The following is a 21,441-nucleotide window of genomic DNA, read 5'->3' as shown; positions in this document are numbered from 1 at the left end:
GCCCGCCCGAGCGTCAGGCCGCCTGCGCCGTGGGCCGGTGCGCCAGCAGCATCGGCGCCATCGCGCTGGCCACCGACGGCGGGGCGAACAGGTAGCCCTGCATCTCGTCGCAGCCCAAGTCGGCGAGCACCTGGCGCTGCAGCTCGGTCTCGACGCCCTCGGCGACGAGCTGCAGGTCGAAGCCGCGCGCGATGCCGATGATGGCGTGGATGATCGGCGAGACACGCTCGCCGCCGACGATGTCGCGCACGAAGCTCTGGTCGATCTTGATCGCGTTGATCGGGAAGCGGCGCAGGTAGTTGAGCGACGAGTAGCGCGTGCCGAAGTCGTCGATCGAGATGCGCACGCCGCGCTCGCGCAGTTGCTTGAGCTTGTCGATCACGCCGGGCACGTCCTGCAGCAGCACGTTCTCGGTGATCTCGATTTCGAACACGTCGCGCGGCAGGCGGTGGCGCGCGATGCTGGAAGCGACGCGGTCGACCAGGTCGGCGCGCCCGAACTCGCGCGGCGACAGGTTCACCGCCATGCGCAGTCCCGCGTGGCCCTCGGCGTGCCAGCGCGCGAGCTGGCCGCAGGCCTCCTCGACGACCCAGTCGCTGATCGAGCCGATCAGCCCGCTCTCCTCGGCCAGCTCGATGAATGTGCCGGGCGAGAGCAGGCCGTGCACCGGGTGCTCCCAGCGGATCAGGCCCTCGACGCCGATCACGCGGCCGCTGCGCAGGCTGAACTGCGGCTGGAAGTGCAGGCGGAATTCGCCGTTCGGGATGGCGTCGCGCAGGTCGCGCTCGAGCTCCAGCCGCGGCAGGTGACCGGCCTTCAGTTCGGCCGTGAACAGCCGGCTGCCGTTCTTGCCGCTGGTCTTGACGGCGTACATCGCGATGTCGGCGTTGCGCAGCAGGTTCTCGGCACCCTCGCCATCGTTCGGGTAGACCGAGATGCCGATGCTGGCCGTGGCGATGAACTCGCGCCCGCCGACCTGGAACGGCCGCTGCAGCTCGGCAAAGATCTTGGTCGCGATGACCAGGGCATCCTCGGCCTGCGTCAGGTCGGGCAGCAGCACGGTGAACTCGTCACCGCCCTGCCGCGCCACCGTGTCGCCCGCCCGCACGCAGCCGCGCAGGCGCTGCGCGAAGCTCTTGAGCAGCTCGTCGCCCTCGAAGTGGCCGTAGGTGTCGTTGACGAGCTTGAAGCGGTCGAGGTCGATGAACATCACCCCGACCTTCTCGCCGCGCCGCGCCGCCTGCGCCAGCGCGAGCTCGAGGTGGTCCTTGAACAGGCGCCGGTTCGGCAGGCCGGTGAGCTGGTCGTGCAGCGCCTGGAAGGTGATCATCTCCTCCACGCGCTTGCGCTCGGTGATGTCGCGTGCGACACCGTAGGTGCCGAGAAAGCGCTGGGCCCCCGCGGGCGAGCCCGGGTCGTCATCGCCGTAGATGGCCACGGCGCTGACCATCGTCACGACAAAAGGGCGCGGCATGGCCACCTGCGGCTCGCGCCGCCGCAACAGGCGAAGCTCGACGTTCGCCAGCGCCCGGGTGTCGCCGGCCGGCCGGCCGGTGATCTCGCGCGCGGTCGAGCGGTCGAGCTCGTGCACGATGACCGTGAAGGGCTGGCCGATCAGCTCCTCGCGGCTGAAGCCCAGCATCGACTCGGCGCGCGGATTGACGTAGCTGAAGCGGCCGTGCTCGTCGAGCGCATAGACGATGTCGGGCGAGTTGTCGACGAGGAAGCGGTGCAGCCGCTCGGACTGCGCGAGCTGCGCGGTCATCAGCCGGTGCTCGCTCTGCAGGCGGCGCCGCTCCAGCGCGGCATCGACCTTGACGGCCAGCGCATCGAGCTCGTCGGGCTTGCGCAGGAACTCGACCGCACCGTAGCGCAGCGCGCGGATGGCCGATTCGATGCGCGCATCGCCGCTGACCATGATCACCGGCGTGTCGGGGTGGCGCTGCGAGACCCAGCGCAGCATGTCCAGCCCGGAGATGTCGGGCAGGCCGATGTCCAACAGCACCAGGCTCATGGCCTCGCCAGCCAGCGCGCGCTTGGCGGCGGCGCCGGAGTCGGTCTCGATGATGTCCCTGTCCGGGCGAGCCAGAATGCTCTTCAGGCTCGATCGCATCCGCGGTTCGTCGTCGACGATCAGGATGCGCTGCCGGGCATCCGTGCCTCCCAGGGCTCTCAGGTTGGCGTGGCTGTCCGGCGGCACCAGGTGATTCATCATCCATCAACCCTTTCGGATTCGGGAAGGAGCACGGCGAAGCTGGTGCCATGGCCGGCACGGCTGCGGCAACTGATGTGGCCCTCGAGGCGGTCCACCAGCGAGCGAACGATCGACAAGCCGAGACCCGAGCGGCCGGGTTGGCGAGCAGGATCCAGCGGTTGGTAGAGCGACTTCAGCACGTCGGCCGGCAGGCCGGGCCCGTTGTCGCTCACGCACAGTTCGATGTAGCGGCGGCCATTCTGGTCGACGCCCGGCGTCACCGAGGTCTGCACCTCGCTGCCCGGCGCCACCGCTTCGGCCGCGTTCTTCCACAGGTTGAACAGGATCTGCTTGACGCCGTCGCGTTCGGCGCGCGCCAGCGCCGGCTCGGGCGACGGCTGCACATCCAGCGTGATGCCGCGGCTGCCGAACAGCGATTCGCCGTACAGCGCGCGCATGCCTTCGACAAGCGCATTCAGGTCGAGCGCACCGGACGGCGCCGCCACCGGCGCGGCGTCCTCGCCAAGCTGGCGGATGATGGTGGAGACCCGCTCGATCTCCTCGCGCAGCACCGCGATGTCTTGCCCCAGCGCCTTCGAATCGGGCAGCTTCAGGTCGACGATGGTCAGGTAGTTGCGGATGATGCCCAGCGGGTTGGCCGCCTCGTGCGCGACCTTCTGCCCCTGCAGCCGGAAGCGCCCGGCCGCGTCGGCCTCGATCTGCTGGCGACGCTCGCGCGTGCGCCGCGACGACACCACGCTGGCCCCGACCAGGGTGGCGAAACTCTGCAGCCAGGCCAGGCGCTTGCGCAGCCGCGCGTGCTGCACGGTGGACACGCCGCAGACCATCACGCCGACGACGCCCTGCGGGCCGCAGATCGGGATGTAGAGCAGGCCGTCGCTGCCGGACGCGCCGCCGAGTGCGCGCGCGATCTGCACGTCGGCCGGCGCCGGCGAGCCCGCATTCTCGGTATCGAAGGTCGATCGCGGCTGGCAGCTCAGCGCGGCGTCGGCACACAGGCTGGCGCCGCTCTTCAGGACGATCTCCAGCCGCTGCAGGGCAGCGGGCTGGCCGCCGATGCCGGCGCCCGACAACGTCGCCTGGCCCGGCAGCGCCAGCAGCAGCGCCAGCCGCTGCACGCCGAACAGGATGCGGGCCGATTCGCGCACGGCCACCAGCATGTCGGCGTCGTCGCCGTCACCGTCGCCGATGAAGTTCTGCTGCAGGGGCTGCATGGCCGCCATCGCCGAGGCGGTGGCCAGCAGCCTCGACTCGGCGTCCTCGGCGGCCGGTTCTTCGTCGGCCCCGTTGGCGCCCTCGCCGCCCGTCCACTGCGGCAGGGTCTGCTCGGCGGGGGCCTCGGCCACGCCGAGCGCGGTGGCCATCGCGTCCACCCGCCTGGCCGCCTCGTCGCGCAGCACGCGAAAGCGCGCGGTCTCGATGCCGATCAGCGCACTGACCCCATCGATCTCCGCCGGGACGCTCCAGGCCGGCTCGAGCGCCACGGTCGCGAAGTGCGCGGCCCAGAGGATACGGGTCAGCCGATCGGCGGTGGCCACCTGGTTCAGATCCCAGTGGTGGAACAGGATCGCGTCGGCCATCAGCGAGGGCAGCTCCCACTGGTCGACGACCCAGGCCCCCACCGCGGCGTGGTCGGTGGCCAGCACCGGGCGCTCGTTGCCGACGAGATCGGTCTCGCTCTGGCTGCGCGACAGCAGCGTGCCGTAGGCCTTGCCCAGGCCACCGAGCAGCACGAGCTGGCCCACATCGTGCAGCAAACCGGCGAGGTAGGCCTCTTCGCACTCGACCTCGCCGACCTGCAGCTCGGCCGCGGTGGCGCGGGCCAGCTCGGCAACGAACAGGGAATGGCGCCAGAAGCCGGCCAGGTCTTGCGGGCGCGCATCGGACATGCGGGCGAACACGCTCTGCACCACCAGGCAGGAGGCGATGGTGCGCACCATGCGCGTGCCCAGCGCCATCAGGGATTGTTTGATGCCGCGCATCTCGCCGTTGCGGCGAAACGCGGCCGAATTCGCCACGGTGAGCATGCGCGCGCTCAACGCCGGGTCACGCATCACGAGTTGCGCAAGCGTGTCGACCGATGCGCTCTCGCTGCCCGCTTCCTCCAGAAAGCGCAACAGGATCTGCGGCATCGCCGGCAGATGCAGCGACTCGATGGCCCTCAGGATGGGGCCTGGAATGCTATTCAAACTCTCCTCCTCCAGTGCACCCAACCGAGCACCGCCGAGGCCACGCTTCCGGATGGGAAACGTTTGCAGCTTGGAAACACATAGTAACCGCGAGCGATGACTTTGGTATTGCGTTTTCTCCTAAAGAGACGATCGCGGCTCAACAAAAGTGGTTAACGGAATACACCTGCCTGCCGGGCTACCCACCCATGGCGTGAGCGGGGGTGCGTCCGCACGCCGCGGCGTGCGGACGCGGCTGGCGCCACACTCGGCCCGATGCTGGATGCGATGCCGGAGGTGGCCATGCCCGACCCGCTGTTGTCGATCGACCGGCGCGACGCGATCGCCGCGCTCGCCCTGCTGGCCTGCGGCCCCGGCCCTCGTGCGGCGCCGCCCGCGGCGATGCAGTCCTGGCCCTTGCGCACACCCGAGCCGACCGGCATCCACGACGTGGCCCCCGCGCCCGATGGCGGTGTGTGGTTCACCGCACAGCGCAGCGGCCACCTCGGCTGGTTCGACCCGAACAGCGGCCGCGCCGAGCTGGTGCCCCTGGGCCCCGGCTCGTCGCCACACGGCGTGGTGCAAGGCCCCGACAAGGCGGCCTGGCTCACCGACAGCGGGCAGAACGCGATCCAGCGCGTGAGCTGGCCGGGCCGCGAGGTCAAGCGTTACCCACTGCCCCAAGGCACGCCGAACACCAACCTGAACACCGCTGCCTTCGATGGCGACGGCCGCCTGTGGTTCACCGGCCAGGGCGGTTTCGTCGGCCACGTCGACCCCCGGCGCGGCGAGGTGCAGGTGAAGGCCGCCCCGCGCGGACGCGGGCCCTACGGCATTTGCGCGACACCGGCGGGCGAGGTCTGGTGGTGCTCGCTGGCCGGCTCGTTCATCGCGCGCATCGACCGCCGGACCGGCGACTCGATCGTCGTCGAGCCACCGACCAAGGCACAGGGTGCGCGCCGCATCTGGAGCGACAGCCGCGGGCGCCTGTGGGTCAGCGAATGGAACAGCGGTCAGCTGTCGGTGCACGACCCGAAGGATGGCAGCTGGCGCGCCTGGAAGCTGCCCGGCAGCGGGCCGCGCCCCTACGCCGTCTATGTCGACGAGCGCGACATGGTCTGGGCCAGCGATTTCGGCGGCAACGCGGTGTTCCGCTTCGACGCGGGCCATGAGCAGTTCGAGCGCTTCGGCTTCCCGCGTGAAGCCGCCGGCGTGCGCCAGATCCTCGGCCGGCCGGGCGAGGTCTGGCTGCCCGAAAGCGGCACCGAGCACATCTCGCTCATCCGGACGGGCTGAGCGGCACGCCCCGTGCGTCGGCTCGCCTCGCCGCCGGCCTGCGCTAGCATCGGCCGGTGACGCCGCCGCCCGCCGCCTCCGCCTGCCTGCCCGACGAGATCGCCGCCTTCATCCAGAGTGGCCTGTCGATCACCGTGGCCGGGCGCGACGAGCGGCTGATCCCGTCGATCGCCAAGGGCGTGGGCTGCCGCGTCAGCGACGACGGGCGAGAAGTCACCGTGCTGGTGTTCGCCGAGGCCGCCGAGGCCGTGATGCGCGACATCGCGCACAACCGGCAGGTTGCCGCGGTCTTCACCCGGCCGAGCACCAACCGCACGGTGCAGTTGAAGGGTCGCGATGCGCGTTCGGTGCCGGCCGGGCCGGCCGAGGCCGCCTTGGTCCGACGCCACCTGGCCTTGTTCGCGAGTGACCTGCGCCTGCTCGGGTGGGACGCCGAATACGTCGAGGCCGTGTTCCTGCACGACTGGTCGCAGCTGATGGCGATCCGCTTCAGCGCACACGGTGCGTTCGCGCAGACGCCGGGGCCCCAGGCCGGCCAGTCGATGCCGCTGCAGGCCAGCCGCCCATGACCGTCACGCTCGACCAGATCCGCAGCTGCCTGGAGGGCTCGATCCCGGCCGTGCTGGCCACCAGCGCGATCGACGGCACGCCGAACGTGGCCTACGTGTCGCAGATGCAGTACGTGGACCCGCGCCATGTCGCGCTGTCGTTCCAGTTCTTCAACAAGACGCGCGAGAACATCCTCACGAACCCGCAGGCCACGGCGCTGGTGATCGACCCGGTCACCGGGTCCTCGTACCGCCTGTCGCTGCTGTACCTGCGCACGGAAACCGCCGGCGGCCTGTTCCAGCACATGAAGGCCAAGCTGGCCGGCATCGCCTCGCACACCGGCATGAGCGGCGTGTTCAAGCTGCAGGGCGCCGACATCTACCTGGTGCAGGCGATCGAGCGCGTGCCGGGCCATTCGCTGCCGCGCCCGGCCGCCCCGCGCAACCTGCTGAACGCACTGCGCAGCGCCAGCCAGCGCCTGGCCGAGTGCTGCGAGCTGGGGCTGCTGTTCGACACCGCCCTGTTGGTGCTGGCGCAAGAATTCGGCATCAGCCATGCGCTGCTGATGATGGCCGACGCGCCGGGCGAGCGCCTGTACACCGTGGCCAGCCGGGGCTACGGCAGCACGGGCGTCGGCTCGGAGATCGCATTCGGCGACGGTGTGATCGGCGAGGCCGCGGCCCACCGCGTGCCGATCCGCATCAACCACATGACGATGGAGTACCGCTACGGCCGCGCGGCGCGCGACGGCGCCCCTCGCCGGGCCTGGCCGCTGGAGACCGAGATTCCCTTCCCCGGCCTGGCAGAGCCGCACAGCCAGCTCGCGGTGCCCATCGTAGGCGCGGGCCGGCTGCTGGGCGTGCAGTGCGTCGAGAGCCCGGAAGACCTGCGTTTCGGCTACGACGACGAGGACGCGCTGGTCACGCTGGCCCATCTGCTGGCCACCAGCGTGCTGGCGCTGCAGCCGGGGGCCGATGCGGTGGCCGGCGCGGCCGAGGCGACGATCGCGCCGGCCGCGGCGGGCACCAGCGAAACGGTGGAGGTGCGCCACTACCGCGCCAACCACAGTGTGTTCGTCGATGGCGAGTACCTGATCAAGGGCGTGGCCGGCGCCATCCTCTGGAAGCTGCTGCAGGCCCAGGCCGCGAGCGGCCGCTGCGATTTCAGCAACCGCGAGCTGCGCGTGGCCGCCGACCTCGGCCTGCCCGAGGTCGGCGACAACCTCGAAGCGCGGCTGGTGCTGCTGCAGCGTCGCCTCGCCGAGCGCTGCCCGGCGATGGCGATCGAGAAGACGGGCCGCGGGCAGTTCCGGCTGCGCCTGCGCGGCGGCGTGCGATTGCTCGACGTGGACGCCTGAGGCGATCGCGTCACAGGTCCAGGGCGAGGCTGAGCTTGCGCCAGTCGCGCCCGCCCAGCAGGGGCCGGATCATGCTCAACATGCCGTCGAAGGCCTCGGCCGGCGCGCCCTGGCGCATGCCGCCGAGCATCGCCGCGCGCTCGGCCGGCGTCAGGTGCGGCAGGATCCAGCGCATCGTGACCTGCGACTCCTCGGGCCGCAGGCTGGCGACGATGCGGTGCTCGATGTCCATGATCTCCTCGTCGCGGTAGTGCGCCCACAACACCGCGTTGTGCTCGGTCTCCTCGCGCTGCATGTGCTCGAAGTTCTCGGCGACGAAGGCCGACAGCGCACGGTACAGCGCCTGGGCGCCGTCGGTGCTGCCGGGCACGCGGGCCAGCAGCTGCTGCAACGCGGCGATCGCCTCGAGATGGTGCTCGTGCTCGTCCGCGGCGGGGGCACAGCTGCCCGGGGCGCGTGCCTGCATGGCCGCGTGCACGAAGTCGTTCTCGTGCTCGAGGTGGCTGCGGCACACATCCAGCAGCGCGCGGACTTCGGCGCCCACCTCGGCGACCTCGTCGGCGTCGTGGGCGTCGAGCCGGCCCACGCGCACCAGCGTATGGGCCATGAAGGCGCGCAGGCCCTTGTGGATGAAGGCGTAGATATCGTAGCGGTGGATCGTGTTCATGCAGGCTCCGTGAAGTCGTGTCGTTGGGGTAGGGAAAGCTTAGGAGCACGCGGCCTGCCGCGTTCGTAAGAATCCGCTGCGGGGTTCTTAAGAATCTCGTAAACGCCGCCGCGGCAGGCGTAAGCTGCCCCCGCCGACCGAGCCACAACAACACGGAGATCCTGGGATGAGCGCTTCGACCGACTCACTGCGCCGCGACCGCCTCGCCGCCGTGCTGGCCATCGCCGCCACGCGGCTGCCGGCGGAGCGGCTGGCGATGTTCGAGAGCTACGCGCGCGAATGCCTGCGCCAGCTCGACGCCGACGACCTGGCCGACCGCACACCCGAAGACCAGTGCGGCGGCCTGCTGTCCCACTGGCAGTTCGGCGCCAGCCGCACGCCGGGCAAGCCCCGGGTGCGCATCCTGAGCCCGACGGTGGCCGAGCACGGCTGGGCCTCGCGCCACACGGTGATCGAGCTGGTCAACGACGACATGCCGTTCCTGGTCGATTCGACCTCGGCCGAGATCAACCGCCAGGGCCTGACGCTGCACCTGATCGTGCACCCGATCTTCCTGGTCGAGCGCGCTGCCGACGGCGCGCTGACCGCCATCGCGCCGGGCACCGACGCCGCGCCGGGCGTGCGCGAATCGTGGATGCACATCGAGGTCGATCGCCTGGTCGATGCGCAGCAGAAGGCCGAGCTGGTGGCCGGCATCGAGCGTGTGCTGGGCGATGTGCGCGCCGCGGTCGAAGACTGGAGGCCGATGGTCGCGCGGCTGCACGAGGCGATCGCCGAGCTGGGCCGGGCCCCGGCCGCGCTGCCCGCCGCGCTCGTGGCCGAAAGCCGCGCCTTCCTCGAATGGCTGGCCGACGACCACCTGACGCTGCTCGGCTACCGCCAGCACGAGCTGGTCGACCTGGACGGCGACAGCGCGCTGCGGCTGGTGCCCGGCACCGGCCTCGGCGTGCTGCGGGAGGACGAGGCCGACAGGCGCTCTTCCGGCCTGTCGCTGCTGCCGGCCAATGCGCGCGAGCTGGCCCATGCGCCGACGCCCCCGCTGGTGGTCACCAAGGCCAACACCCGCTCCACCGTGCACCGCCCGGGTTATACCGACTACATCGGCGCCAAGCGCTACGACGCACAGGGCAAGGTGATCGGCGAGCACCGTTTCCTGGGCCTGCTGACCTCGAGCGCGTACAGCGCGCGCGTGTCCGAGACACCCCTGCTGCGCGGCAAGGTCGAGGCGATCGCCGAGCGCGCCGGGCTGCCGCCCGGTGGCCACCTGGCCAAGGCGCTGGCCCACATCCTCGAGACCTTCCCGCGCGACGAGCTGTTCCAGATCGGCGACGACGAGCTGTACGACACGGCCCTGGGCATCCTCGCGCTCGGCGATCGGCAGCGGCTGCGCCTGTTCCTGCGGCGCGACCCGTTCGACCGTTTCGTCTCGTGCCTGATCTACGTGCCGCGCGAGGCCTACGCGACCGACCTGCGGGTGAAGATGCAGCGCATCCTGATGGAGGCCTTCGCCGGCACCAGCGCCGAGTTCGACGTGCTGCTGTCCGACACGGTGCTCGCCCGCATCCATTTCACGGTGCGCACCACGCCGGGCCAGCTGCCCGTGGTGGACCGGCGCGAGCTCGAGCGCAAGCTGGCCGAGGCCGCGCGCCGCTGGGACGACAGCCTGCGCGACGCGCTGACCGAAGCCGAGGGCGAGGCGCGCGGCATCGCGCTGTACAAGGCCTGGGCCGGCGCCTTCCCGCCCGAGTACCGCGAGCGTGTGCCGGCGCGTGCGGCCGTGCCGGATGTCCGTGCCGTGGCCTCGCTGACAGCGGAATCACCGCTCGCGCTGGCGCTGTACCGCCCCCTCGGCGGCGAGCCCGCCGCGCTCGGCTTCAAGGTCTACCGCCTGGGCGAGCCGATCGTGCTGTCGGACAGCCTGCCGATGCTCGAGCACATGGGCGTGCGGGTGTTCGGCGAGCAGAACTACCGGCTTCATGCGGCCGCCGGCTCGCTGTCGCTGCACGACTTCGACCTGCGGGCCACGGCGGCCGACGAGATCGAGCCCGAGACCCTGTCGCGCCTGTTCGAGGACTGCTTCGGCCGCGTCTACCGCGGCGAGGTCGAGAGCGACGACCTGAACCGGCTCGTGCTGCGCGCCGGCCTGGGCGCCGACGAGATCGTTGTGCTGCGCGCCTACGCCCGCTACCTCAAGCAGATCGGCTTCGCGTTGTCGCAAAGCGCGGTCGAGGCGACGCTGATCGCCCACCCGCGCATCGCCCGCATGCTGGTGCACCTGTTCAAGCTCAGGCTGGACCCCGGCGTGCGCGACGAGCAGGGGGCCGCCTCGCAGGTCAACGCCATCGAGCAGGCGCTGGACCGCGTCAGCAACCTGCAGGAAGACCGCGTGCTGCGGCAACTGCTGGCCGTGGTGCTGGCCACGCTGCGCACGAACTTCTGGCGCACCGGCGTCGGCCACTCGGGCGCGGCGGGGCCGCGGCGCAGCTTCCTGTCGTTCAAGTTCGAGTCGGCCAAGGTGCCCGGCCTGCCCGAGCCCAAGCCGCTGTACGAGATCTTCGTCTACTCGCCGCGCTTCGAGGGCATCCACCTGCGCGGCGGCAAGGTCGCGCGCGGCGGGCTGCGCTGGTCCGACCGGCCGGAGGATTTCCGCACCGAGGTGCTGGGCCTGGTCAAGGCGCAGATGGTGAAGAACACCGTCATCGTGCCGGTGGGCTCCAAGGGCGGCTTCGTGCTGAAGAAGGCACCGCCGCCCAGCGAGCGCGAAGCCTACCTGAAGGAAGGCGTGGCCTGCTACCAGGACTACCTGCGCGGCCTGCTCGACCTGACGGACAACCTCGCCGGCACCACCGTCGTGCCGCCGCCGATGGTCACGCGGCTCGACGGCGATGACCCCTACCTGGTCGTCGCGGCCGACAAGGGCACGGCCACCTTCTCCGACTACGCCAACGCCGTCAGCAAGGAATACGGCCACTGGCTGGGCGACGCCTTCGCCTCGGGCGGCAGCGTGGGTTACGACCACAAGGCGATGGGCATCACGGCCCGCGGTGCCTGGGAAAGCGTCAAGCGCTATTTCCGCGAACGCGGCACCGACATCCAGACGACCGACTTCACCGTCGTGGGCATCGGCGACATGTCGGGCGACGTGTTCGGCAACGGCATGCTGCTGTCCCGGCACATCCGGCTCATCGCGGCCTTCGACCACCGCCACATCTTCATCGACCCGACGCCCGATGCGGCCAGCTCGTTCGCCGAGCGCGAGCGCCTGTTCAAGCTGCCGCGCTCGTCCTGGGCCGACTACAGCCAGGAGCTGATCTCGGCCGGCGGCGGCGTCTGGGCGCGCTCGGAGAAGTCGATCCCGATCTCGCCGCAGGCGCGCGCGGCGCTGGGCATCGAGGCCGAGCGCCTCGCGCCGAACGAATTGCTGTCGGCCATCCTGCGCGCGCCGGTCGACCTGCTCTACAACGGCGGCATCGGCACCTATGTGAAGGCCAGCACGCAAACCCACGCCGAGGTCGGCGACCGCGCCAACGACGCGCTGCGCATCAACGGCCGCGAGCTGCGCGCAGCCGTCGTCGGCGAAGGCGGCAACCTCGGCTTCACGCAGCTCGGCCGCATCGAAGCGGCCTTGAACGGCGTGTCGATCAACACCGACGCGATCGACAACTCCGCCGGCGTTGACACCTCGGACCACGAGGTCAACATCAAGATCCTGCTCGGCCTGGCGATCGCCGACGGCGAGATGACCGAGAAGCAGCGCAACACGACGCTGGCGCAGATGACCGACGAGGTCGCCGCGCTGGTGCTGCGCGACAACTACTTCCAGACCCAGGCCCTGTCGGTGACCGGCCGCCTCGGCGCGAAGCTGCTGGACCAGGAGGCGCGTTTCATGCGCTTTCTCGAGAAGGCCGGGCGGCTGAACCGCGCGATCGAGTTCCTGCCCACCGACGACGAGATCGCCGAGCGCGCCGCGCGCGGCATCGGGCTGACCACGCCCGAGCGCGCGGTGCTGCTGGCCTACAGCAAGATGTGGCTGTTCGACGAGATCACCGCATCCGACCTGCCCGAGGACCCTTGGATCGGCAGCGCGCTCGAGCGCTACTTCCCGGCGCCGCTGCGCCAGAGCATGGCCAGCTACATCCCGCGCCACCCGCTGAAGCGGGAGATCGTCGCGACCCACGTGCTCAACAGCATGGTCAACCGCGTCGGCTCGACCTTCGTCCACCGCCTGGCCGACATGACCGGCGCCAAGCCGGCGCAGGTCGTGCGCGCCTACCTCTGCACACGCGAGGTGATGGGCCACGTGGCGCTGTGGCAGCAGGTCGAGGCCTTGGACAACCTGGTGCCGGATGCCGTGCAGTCCGAGATGCTGATCGAGGAGGGCTGGCTGACGGCGCGGGCCACCACCTGGTTCCTGCGCTACAAGCGCCTCGCCGAGCCGATGGAGCAAACCTTCACCCGCTTTCGTGCGGCGGTGGAGGCACTGCGCGAGCCGCTGGCCGCGCAGGCCGCGAGTTCACAGCAAGCGCAGGCCTGGGTCGCCGCCGGCGTGCCGGCCGCGCTGGCGGCACGCGTGGCGAGTGCCGATGGCCTGTTCGCAGCGCTCGACATCGCCGAAGTCGCCGAGGCCGCGCGGCGCGACGTGACCGAGGTGGGCGAAGTGCACGTCGGTGTCGCCAGCCGGCTGGGCCTGGCGCGCCTGCGCCAGCAGATCGACGATCTGCCCGGCAGCAGCCACTGGCAAAGCCTGGCCAAGGCCGCGCTCGGCGACGACCTGGCCGGCCTGCAGCGCGCGATCACGCAGGAGGTGCTCGCCACCGGCGACGGCGGCTCGGCCAAGATGCTCGCGGCCTGGGAGGCGGCCAATGCCGTCGCGCTGGAGCGCGCCCAGCGCGTGCTGGCGGAGCTGGCCGACGCGAAGAGCGCCGATCTGGCGATGCTGTCGGTCGCGCTGCGGGAGTTGCGCAACCTAGCCTGAGTATCGGCACGTTTTGTCGACAACTTCCAAGAACCGGGCCTCACAGGCCCGCAGTTAGTTCGGGCGGCGCCTCCAGCCTCTAGTGTTGATCGAGGCCCGCGGCAACTTTCCGGAGCAGACTTTCTGCTTCTTCCAGATCGGTTGTCCGAGCGCGATCTTCCTCGTGTTCCGGGCGTAGCTTCGTTCCCGGTATGAATACAACTTTGGCGAGAACAACCCGGCGGGAATCAGAGAGGTCGACAATATTCACACGGAACCGGAACTTTGGCTTCTCGCCGGTGTACGAGTTGGTCCACATGAAGTTAGTCGCCGAATCCGCATCACCTTCGTAGACAAGAATCCCCTCTTGCGCTGACCGAAGTAGATACCCAATCGCCAACATCTGTCGCTCAAGCTCCTGCTTGATACGTTGCGAAGCGGCCGAGGTCGAAAGCAAGACCTTGCCGCCTTGAGTAGATATAGATACCTCAGTCCCCGCCAAGCTGTCAGAAGGCAACAAGACCGCCGTCAGAAAGAAAGTTGCCAAGAACGATAATATCGCCGATCCGATGCGAGTGAGTCTAATGGTGCACCTTGAGTTGTTGCTCATAGATTCCTTAACGGGACGATTTTCAATTGGCGAAACAAACGTTGGCCGGAAGAGTAAGGAAAATGCGCGGCAGGCTCCGCTTAAATCTATAAGGATCGCTTGGCCGCGCGCAGCGCCTCAATGGTTTCGTGATCCAGCTTTCCCGTGGGGATCAAGCCCTTTTCTCGCTGGAAGGAAATCAACGCGCTGACTGTGCGTTCACCGAAGGTCCCGTCCACTGGCCCGGGTCGAAATCCAAGTTGAGTCAGTATTCTCTGCGCCTCGGAGTTCGACATTACGCTGGGACCCGCAATACCTTCCTGACCTCCGCCATTTCGTTCGCGGTCGGCTGCAAATGCTGGCCTTGACGAGTCTGATTTGCCGGAATCGGTTGCTATCTGGACCACTGACTGCTCCGCCACCGCGCTGGGCGCGCGATTCGCCCTTGTTTCGGTCGACCCACTTCTACCGTCTTTGCCAACTCCCTCCACAGCGGTCCCCACTGCCGTATTGATTCGCCCTCCAAAGCCGGCCATCTTTCCGACGAGGCCTTCGTTATCCTTTGAATAGTCCGTCATTGCTTCGCCTGTCTTCTTGGTCAGCGTTCCACTTAGCTCCACCAAGGCACAGGCACTAAGAAGGACCGTGCCCATAGCAATTTCGGTCAATATCGCACCAGCAACAATGAATCGGGCTTGGAGAGACCGGTTGGACCGACTAGCAGACTCCACACGACGAAACAACGGCGCATGCCAGGAGTTCATATTTGCCCCCCATGGGTCGAACGGCAGCCAGTTTTCTGCTCGCCGATTGTGGGAGGTGCGTTGTCAGTTCGGCTTGACAATCGTGGACCTAACCTCAGAATTGCAGGCATGCTCGCCGCCTTCCTGCTTCGTCGCTGCAGGGAACTGGGCCTGTCCAAGACAGAGCTTTGCCAAGTCGCGGGCATCTCGCGCGAGACCTTCTATCGGCTGCTGCGCGGCGATCTGCACAACGTCACATTCAAGACGCTGCTGGGCCTGGCTGCAGCGCTGCACACGGCGCCGCTGCACTTGGCCAGGCTGATCTATCACGAGTTGGGTGCGGCCTCGCTCACGTTGCTGCCCACGCGACATGACGGTGACCATGCCAGCTTCGTGCGCGACGTTACGTACCCGGACGGCGAGGTGGTGTCTGCCGGCCAGGAGTTCGTCAAGACTTGGGAGGTGCAGAACACCGGCAGCATCACGTGGGAAGGACGCAGCTACCGCTGCGAAGACGCGCACCTCGTACTCGCGCGCCGAGAGAACGACGGCTCATTGACGCCTGTGCTCGACGCCAACCTGATTCCAGATCGGTGGGATATTCCGTGTCCGCCCACACCGCCGGAAGCGATCATTCAAGTGTCCGTGACGTTTCGCGCACCGCCTTTGCCGTGCACAGCGCTGTCGTTATGGAAGATGTACGACGCCGATGGGCGCCTCAGCTTTCCTCAATTCTCGGGGCTATGGTGCAAGGTCCAGGTCCTTCGCCTGTGAGCGGACCGAAGTTGCCGGGTCAGCGGCAAGTTGGCAGGGGTCAGCTGGCAGCAGCGCTGAAGGGCCACGCCGCCGTGCCGCCGGCCTCCGGCACCAGGGCCTGCTGCACGGCCGGCGCCGGCTTGTTGCTGCTGGCGCGCATCTGGCCGCGGCGCAGCGGCTCATCCGGCCCGGCCTGCACGCTGGCGAGCAGGCCCTCGGGTTGTGCCGCGTCGGTGGCATGCAAGCCCACCCAGGCGTTGCGGCCGGCGCGCTTGGCCGCCAGCAGCGCGATATCCGCCAGGCGCACCACGTCCTGCCAGCCCAGCGCATGCGGGCGCGCGGGCAGGTAGGGCAGGCAGGCGAAGCCGATCGAACAGGTCAGGGCGAGCGAGCGGCCCTCGTCGTCGGAAAACGGAATGTCGGCCATCACGCCGCGAATGCGCTCGGCAAGCTCCTCGGCCTGCGCGCGGTCGGTGTTGCGCGCCACGGCCAGGAACTCCTCCCCACCCCAGCGGACGACGTGGTCGGACTCGCGCATCACCGCCCGCAGGCGAGCGCCGAACTGCACCAGCACGGCGTCGCCGGCCGCGTGACCATGCAGGTCGTTGACGCGCTTGAAGTAGTCCACGTCGATCAGGAAGAACACGCTGTCGGTGTCGGCCGGCAGCGCGCCCGCGGCGCGTGCCTCCTGCGCGCGGCGCAGGCTGCCGGCGATGTCGGTCTCGATGTGCTCGGTCAGGAAGCGGCGGTTGTGCAGCCCGGTCAGCGGGTCGGTGATGCTGCTGCGCTCGAGCACGCGCGACTTGTCCTCCAGCGCCTTGTGCAGGGCCTCGAGCTCGGCGGTGCGTTCGCCGACCTTGCGCTCGAGCTCGGCCTGGCGCGCGCGCAGCAGCCGGGTGCGGGCCTGCACGACCACCAGCAGCAACCCGACCAGCACCAGCACGGCCGTCGTGCGGAACCACATCGTCTGGTGCCAGGCCGGCAGCACCCGGATCGGCAGCGCCAGCGCCTGCTCGCTCCAGACGCCGTCGCGGTTCGAGCCCCGCAGCAGCAGCCGGTAGCGCCCCGGCGGCAGGTTGGTGTACGCCGCCAGGCGGCGCGCGGCATCGGTTTCGACCCAGTCGGCATCGAAACCCTCGAGCTTGTAGGCGTAGCGATTGCGCTCGGGCGCCGAGTAGTCGATCGCCGAGAACTCCACCGCCAGGCTGTTCGCGTCGGCCGGCACGGCCAGGGGCCGCGCCGGCTGGCCCGCCGCCGGATCCAACAGTCCTGCCGGCGACACGCTCTTGCCGCCGACCTGCAGGTCGGTCACGACCACGGCGGGGCGGTAGGTCCAGGGCTGGAGCTGCTCGGGCCGCACGATGGTGATGCCGCCGGCACCGCCGAACAGCAGTTCGCCGTCGGCCGTGCGGGCCGCCGAGCCGCTCCAGTAGACCGGGAACACGACCCCCTCGGCGCGGCGCAGCGGCCGGATCGCATGGCTGGCCGGGTCGACCGTCGCGAGCCCGCTGTCGGTGCTGACCCAGACACGACCCTGGCGGTCTTCGAGCAGCGCGTTGACGTTGCTGTCCGGCAGGCCCTGCTCGGCACCGAGCCGGGTGACCGCGGCGACGTGCTGCTGCCCATCCAGCGAGAGGATGTCGATGCCCCCCCCGTAGGTGCCGACCCACACGCGACCCTGGCCATCCGCCCGAACGGCGGAGACGAAACCGCCGGACAACCCGTGCGGCGACGCGGCGTCGGGCAGGTAGCGTTGCACCGCGCCGCTGGCCGGGTCGTAGCGGTTCAGGCCGTAGCGCGTGCCGACCCACAGGCTGCCCGCCGAGCCGCGCGCGAGCACGACGATGCGCTGGTCGCTCAACGCATCGCCCGGGACGCGCAGCAACGGCGTGGCGGCGCCGCTCTTCAGGTCGAGCTTCCACAGGCCATCGCTCTGGCCGCCGACCCACACCGTGTCGCCGTCGACCAGCACGGCCCAGGTCGCGCTCGCGGGGTCCCGCCCGGGCCAGGCGATGCGATGCAGGTGCGTGCCGTCGGCGCTGGCGCAGTACAGCCCGCCCTTGGTCGCGATGTAGACGCTGCCGTCGCTGGCGCGGTCCATGCCATACACCGTGCCGGGCGGCAGCGCGCCGTCGGGCCGGTGCGGGTCGGGCCGCAGGCCGCCGACGCGCACACCGCTCGCATCCAGGATCTCGATGCCGGTCTTGTGCGTACCGAGCCAGATCCGGCCCTGCGGCATCGGCAGGATCCAGCTGACCTCGGTGCCGGCGCGCACGGCCGCCGGCGCGCCCGCACCAGCGGCGCCAAAACGGGTCAGGATCGCCGACTGGCGTGGGTCGTGCCGGCTGATGCCCCGGTCAGTCGCCACCCAGACCAGGCCGGCGCGGTCACGGTACAGCGCGTGCAAGGCGTTGTTGGGCAGGCTCAGCGGCCAGCTCGGCACGTTGCGGATGCGGCGCGTCTGGCGCGCCGCCCAGTCGGCCGCGACGATGCCCTGGCCGTTCGTCGCGAGCCACATCTCGCCCGGCCTGACCTCGTGGATCGCGATGACCTGCTGGTGCTCCAGCCCTACCAGGCCGTCCGGCAGGGCCTGGGCCGGGGGGCTCTCGCGCACCGGTTGGGCCGGCCCCTGCGCGCCATGCGCGAGCACGAAAGCGCCGTGCTGCTGTGTGCCGGCCCAGACGCGGCCCGCGCTGTCCTGCGCCAGGCTCTGCAGCTCGGGCTGGGGCACGCCGGCCGGCAGCAGCGGCACGGCAGCGAAGCGGTCGCCGGTCGCGCCCCGATGGAACAGGCCGGCCGAGGTGCCGGCCCACAGGCCGCCCTGCGCATCGCGCAGCAGCGCGTTGATGCGCAGGCCCTCGAGCGCAGACTCGCCGACCTCGTCGCGGGCGAACTTTCCGCTGGCCGGATCGAGATGGTCCAGCCCGCCATCGGTGGCCACCCACAGCCCGTCGCGCCCGTCGTCGATGATCGCTCGCACGCTGACGTGGCTGAGCCCGCCCGGCCCGACCGGGTAGCGCACGAAGGCGTCCGCCACGGCGTCGTAGCGCGCGAGGCCCGCGGCGCTGGTGCCGATCCACAGCCGCCCGGCGCGGTCACCGTGCAGCACCTGGATGTAGTTGTCGGGCAGCGCCCCGGCGGTGCGCGGGCTGGCCTGGTAGACGCGGAAGCGGTAGCCGTCCCAGCGGGCCAGGCCGGACAGCGTGCCGACCCAGAGGAAACCGTCGCCGTCCTGGGCCACCGCGGTGGCGATCTCGTTGGGCAGGCCGTTGTCCTGCGTCAGGTGCTGGAACGCCACCTCGGTCACCTGCGCCCAGCGTGTCGGCGCCGGCGCCGCCACCGCCGGGCCCGCGAGCAGCCCGACCGCAAGCCAGACCGCAAGCCCGGTCGCCAGCCAGCCCGTCAAACAGCGACACAGGGCCAGCACGACACGACGGTGACGGTAGCTGCAGAGCACGGTTGTTATGGTTTCTGCGATGGCGGCATCCCGGAGCCGCTCCGGCCGATTCTCTCCGACCGCAGGTGGGGTGCCATGTGCCGAATTGCGCATTGGGTGCCGCAATGAACCCCAGGCCGGCTCAACGCCGCCGAAGCGCCTGTTGGGCCGCCAGCCAGGCCTCGATGTGCGCCTGCAGCGCGCCCAGGGGCACCGACCCGGTCGCGAGCACCGCATCGTTGAAGTCGCGCAGCTCGAAGCGCTCACCGAGCGCCGCTTCGGCCCGGCGCCGCAGTTCCGAGATCTTCAGCTCGCCGAGCTTGTAGGCCAGCGCCTGGCCCGGGTCGCCGATGTAGCGATCGATCTCGTTGACGATGTCCAGCTCCGTCTTGGGCGTGTGGTCCATGAAGTAGGCGATCGCCTGCTCCCGCGTCCAACCCTTGGCGTGCATGCCGGTGTCGACCACCAGCCGCACCGCGCGCCACATCTCGTAGGCAAGTTGGCCGTAGCGATCGTAGGGGTCGCCGTACAGCCCCATGTCGTAGCCCAACCGCTCGGCATACAGCGCCCAGCCCTCGCCATAGGCGACGAAGTAGGCGGTCTTGCGGAACATGGGCAGGCCCCGCAGTTCCAGGGCACGGGCGAATTGAAGGTGGTGGCCCGGCACCGCCTCGTGCAGCGTCAGCGGCAGCATCTCCCAGCGGGGGCGCGATTCGGGCCGGTAGAGATTCGCGTAGAAGTAGGCTGGGCGGCTGCCGTCGAACGCGCCGCCGGTGTAGTAGCCGGCGGTCGCGTCCGGCGCCGCCTCGGCCGGCACGGGCCGCACGCCGTAGGGCATGCGCGGCAGCGTGCGGAACACGCGCGCCAGCTCCGGGTCGATGCGCTTGGCCACAGCGCGGTAGGCCTGCAGCAGCGCTTCGGGCGTGGGCTCGAAGAACTTCGGGTCGCTGCGCAGGTGCTGGAAGAAGGCTTGCCGGCTGCCGGTGAAACCGATCTCGGCCTGCAGCTTGTCCATGGCCTCGCGCAGGCGCGCCACCTCCTTCAGCCCGATCTGGTGGATCTCGTCGATGCTCAGGTCGGTGGTCGTGTTCAGCCTGGCGCGCCAGGCGTACCAGGCCGCGCCGTCGGGCCGGTCGGTGGCGGCGATCGTCGGGCGTGCCTTGGGCAGGTACTCGGCCTGCACGAAGGCCTGCAGCCGGCGGTAGGCCGGCACGACGGCCTCGCGGATCGTGCGCGCGGCGTCGGCCTCCAGCACCGCGCGCTCATCATGGCTCATCCCGCCCGGGAAACGCAGGAACGGCCGGTAGAACGGGCTCGCGGCCGGGTCGTCGACGACCTGCGCGCCGATCTGCGCCGGCACCCGCTCGATCAGCACGCGCGGCGTCACCTGGCCGGCGCGCAGGCCCTCTCGCATCAGCACGATCACCTGGTCCACGAGCCGCGGCAGCGCGGCCAGGCGCGCGAGGTAGCGGCGGTAGTCGGCCGGCTTGTCGAACGGCATGATCTCGGCGATGTCGGACGCCAGCTGGACCCCGCTGCGCTGGTTGATCGGCTCGAGGTATTCGCGAAAACGCTGGCCCTCGATGCGGCGCTCGAGCTGCCACGCGAACGTGTCGTAGTCGAGCCGATCGTCGGGCCCCAGCGCGCGGCGCTCGATCCGGCGCAGCCTGGCGAGCGCCGCGCGGTCGCCCGCTTCGGTGGTCGCGATGGCCGCCGGGCTCAGGTCGCTCCAGCGGTCGTCGTAGCGGGTGTCGCCCTGGTAGCTCGCCATTTCAGGGCTCTCGCGCAGCGCGCGCTCCCATTCCTCGGCGAACAGCGCATGCAGAGCACGGGCGGCAGCAACCGGCGCCGCCCACGCCGGGCCGAACAGGCCCGCGGCCAGCAGCGGCAGGATGAACAGGCAGCGCAGCAGTCGCATCGGCACCCTCCCCCTCACGGAGCAAAGCGGCGATGGTAGCTACCATCGCCGCGTGAAACTCTCGCAAATCCTGTTCAGCCAGGGCTTCGGCACCCGGCGCGCCTGTGCCGGCCTGATCGACGCGGGCCTGGTACGCATCGGCGGCCAGGTCATGGACGACCCGGCCGCCGACGTCCCGACCGAGGGCCTGGTGTTCGAAGTCGAGGGCCAGGCCTGGCCCTTCCATGAGAAGGCGCTGGTCATGCTGCACAAGCCGGCCGGCTACGAGTGTTCGCAGAAGCCGCGCCACCACCCCAGCGTGTTGACGCTTCTGCCCGGCCCGCTGCGCGAGCGCGGCCTGCAGCCGATCGGCCGGCTCGACGAAGACACGACCGGCCTGCTGCTGCTGACCGACGACGGCACGCTGATCCACCGGCTGACCTCGCCGAAGCACCATGTGCCCAAGGTCTACGAGGTCGGCTGCAAGCACCCGGTCGATGCCACCCAGGTCGAGCGGCTGCTCGCCGGCGTGGTGCTCGACGACGACCCCGCACCGGTGCGCGCCGCGGTTTGCGAGGTCGTCGGCGAACGAGGCATTCGCCTGACCCTGACCGAGGGCAAGTACCACCAGGTCAAGCGCATGGTCGCGGCGGTAGGCAACCGCGTGGAGGCCCTGCACCGCAGCAGCTTCGGGCCGCTCGTGCTGCCGGCCGATCTGGCCCCCGGCCGATGGTGCTGGCTGGCGGGCTGGCCGCCAGGGTGAAGAAAAGGCCGGGCGCGCGGCCCGGCCTTCAGCGGCGGGAGACGGTGCTCA

The 21,441-nt window shown here is 70.1% G+C and carries 13 protein-coding genes; 6 read left to right on the top strand and 7 right to left on the bottom strand.

Features of this window, described 5'->3' with window-relative positions; all coding sequences use genetic code 11:
* Positions 1 to 13: 13 nt before the first annotated feature.
* Entirely contained in the window at positions 14 to 2,212 is a 2,199-nt protein-coding gene (locus VJ693_RS25190; RefSeq protein WP_324158856.1) for a putative bifunctional diguanylate cyclase/phosphodiesterase, read from the bottom strand.
* Positions 2,212 to 4,404 carry an HDOD domain-containing protein gene (locus VJ693_RS25185; protein WP_324158854.1) on the bottom strand — a complete coding sequence of 731 codons (2,193 nt, stop codon included), beginning with the start codon at positions 4,402 to 4,404 and terminating at the stop codon, positions 2,212 to 2,214. The genes VJ693_RS25190 and VJ693_RS25185 overlap by 1 nt, the downstream gene beginning before the upstream one ends.
* A 255-nt stretch (positions 4,405 to 4,659) precedes the next feature.
* On the opposite strand from VJ693_RS25185, the gene VJ693_RS25180 reads away from it, so the two are divergent.
* Genes VJ693_RS25180 through VJ693_RS25170 form a run of 3 tightly spaced genes read left to right on the top strand, consistent with a single transcriptional unit; the run spans position 4,660 to position 7,585 of the window.
* Entirely contained in the window at positions 4,660 to 5,679 is a 1,020-nt protein-coding gene (locus VJ693_RS25180) for a virginiamycin B lyase family protein (protein ID WP_324158852.1), read from the top strand.
* Between the two features lie 56 nt (positions 5,680 to 5,735).
* On the top strand, positions 5,736 to 6,248 hold the full coding sequence (locus VJ693_RS25175) for a hypothetical protein (RefSeq protein ID WP_324158850.1): 513 nt from the start codon (positions 5,736 to 5,738) through the stop codon (positions 6,246 to 6,248).
* Positions 6,245 to 7,585 carry a GAF domain-containing protein gene (locus VJ693_RS25170; protein WP_324158849.1) on the top strand — a complete coding sequence of 447 codons (1,341 nt, stop codon included), beginning with the start codon at positions 6,245 to 6,247 and terminating at the stop codon, positions 7,583 to 7,585. The genes VJ693_RS25175 and VJ693_RS25170 overlap by 4 nt, the downstream gene beginning before the upstream one ends.
* A 10-nt stretch (positions 7,586 to 7,595) precedes the next feature.
* Here VJ693_RS25170 and VJ693_RS25165 read toward each other — a convergent pair whose 3' ends face one another.
* Entirely contained in the window at positions 7,596 to 8,252 is a 657-nt protein-coding gene (locus VJ693_RS25165) for a hemerythrin domain-containing protein (protein WP_324158847.1), read from the bottom strand.
* 166 nt (positions 8,253 to 8,418) lie between these two features.
* On the opposite strand from VJ693_RS25165, the gene VJ693_RS25160 reads away from it, so the two are divergent.
* Positions 8,419 to 13,227, top strand: a complete 4,809-nt coding sequence (locus tag VJ693_RS25160; RefSeq protein ID WP_324158845.1) for an NAD-glutamate dehydrogenase — start codon at positions 8,419 to 8,421, stop codon at positions 13,225 to 13,227.
* A gap of 79 nt (positions 13,228 to 13,306) precedes the next feature.
* Here VJ693_RS25160 and VJ693_RS25155 read toward each other — a convergent pair whose 3' ends face one another.
* Positions 13,307 to 13,753 (bottom strand): hypothetical protein, encoded by a 447-nt coding sequence (locus VJ693_RS25155; protein ID WP_324158844.1) that lies wholly within the window; start codon positions 13,751 to 13,753, stop codon positions 13,307 to 13,309.
* 149 nt (positions 13,754 to 13,902) lie between these two features.
* Positions 13,903 to 14,091 carry a peptidoglycan-binding domain-containing protein gene (locus VJ693_RS25750; protein ID WP_414652370.1) on the bottom strand — a complete coding sequence of 63 codons (189 nt, stop codon included), beginning with the start codon at positions 14,089 to 14,091 and terminating at the stop codon, positions 13,903 to 13,905.
* 576 nt (positions 14,092 to 14,667) lie between these two features.
* Here VJ693_RS25750 and VJ693_RS25150 point away from each other — a divergent pair.
* Entirely contained in the window at positions 14,668 to 15,312 is a 645-nt protein-coding gene (locus tag VJ693_RS25150) for an NBR1-Ig-like domain-containing protein (RefSeq protein WP_324158842.1), read from the top strand.
* Positions 15,313 to 15,352: 40 nt separating this feature from the next.
* Here VJ693_RS25150 and VJ693_RS25145 read toward each other — a convergent pair whose 3' ends face one another.
* On the bottom strand, positions 15,353 to 18,721 hold the full coding sequence (locus VJ693_RS25145; protein ID WP_324158840.1) for a two-component regulator propeller domain-containing protein: 3,369 nt from the start codon (positions 18,719 to 18,721) through the stop codon (positions 15,353 to 15,355).
* A 151-nt stretch (positions 18,722 to 18,872) separates the two neighbouring features.
* Complete coding sequence (locus VJ693_RS25140) at positions 18,873 to 20,648, bottom strand: DUF885 domain-containing protein (RefSeq protein ID WP_324158838.1); 1,776 nt, start codon at positions 20,646 to 20,648, stop codon at positions 18,873 to 18,875.
* 52 nt (positions 20,649 to 20,700) lie between these two features.
* Between VJ693_RS25140 and VJ693_RS25135 the strand changes: the two genes are divergently transcribed.
* Positions 20,701 to 21,390 carry a 16S rRNA pseudouridine(516) synthase gene (locus VJ693_RS25135; protein ID WP_324158837.1) on the top strand — a complete coding sequence of 230 codons (690 nt, stop codon included), beginning with the start codon at positions 20,701 to 20,703 and terminating at the stop codon, positions 21,388 to 21,390.
* Positions 21,391 to 21,441: the final 51 nt, after the last annotated feature.

The sequence above is a fragment of the Ideonella sp. genome, from assembly GCF_035254525.1.
In the GTDB taxonomy this organism is placed as follows: domain Bacteria; phylum Pseudomonadota; class Gammaproteobacteria; order Burkholderiales; family Burkholderiaceae_C; genus Ideonella.
Note: the sequence above shows the minus strand (reverse complement) of the source record. Positions and strands in the feature narration are given on the sequence as shown.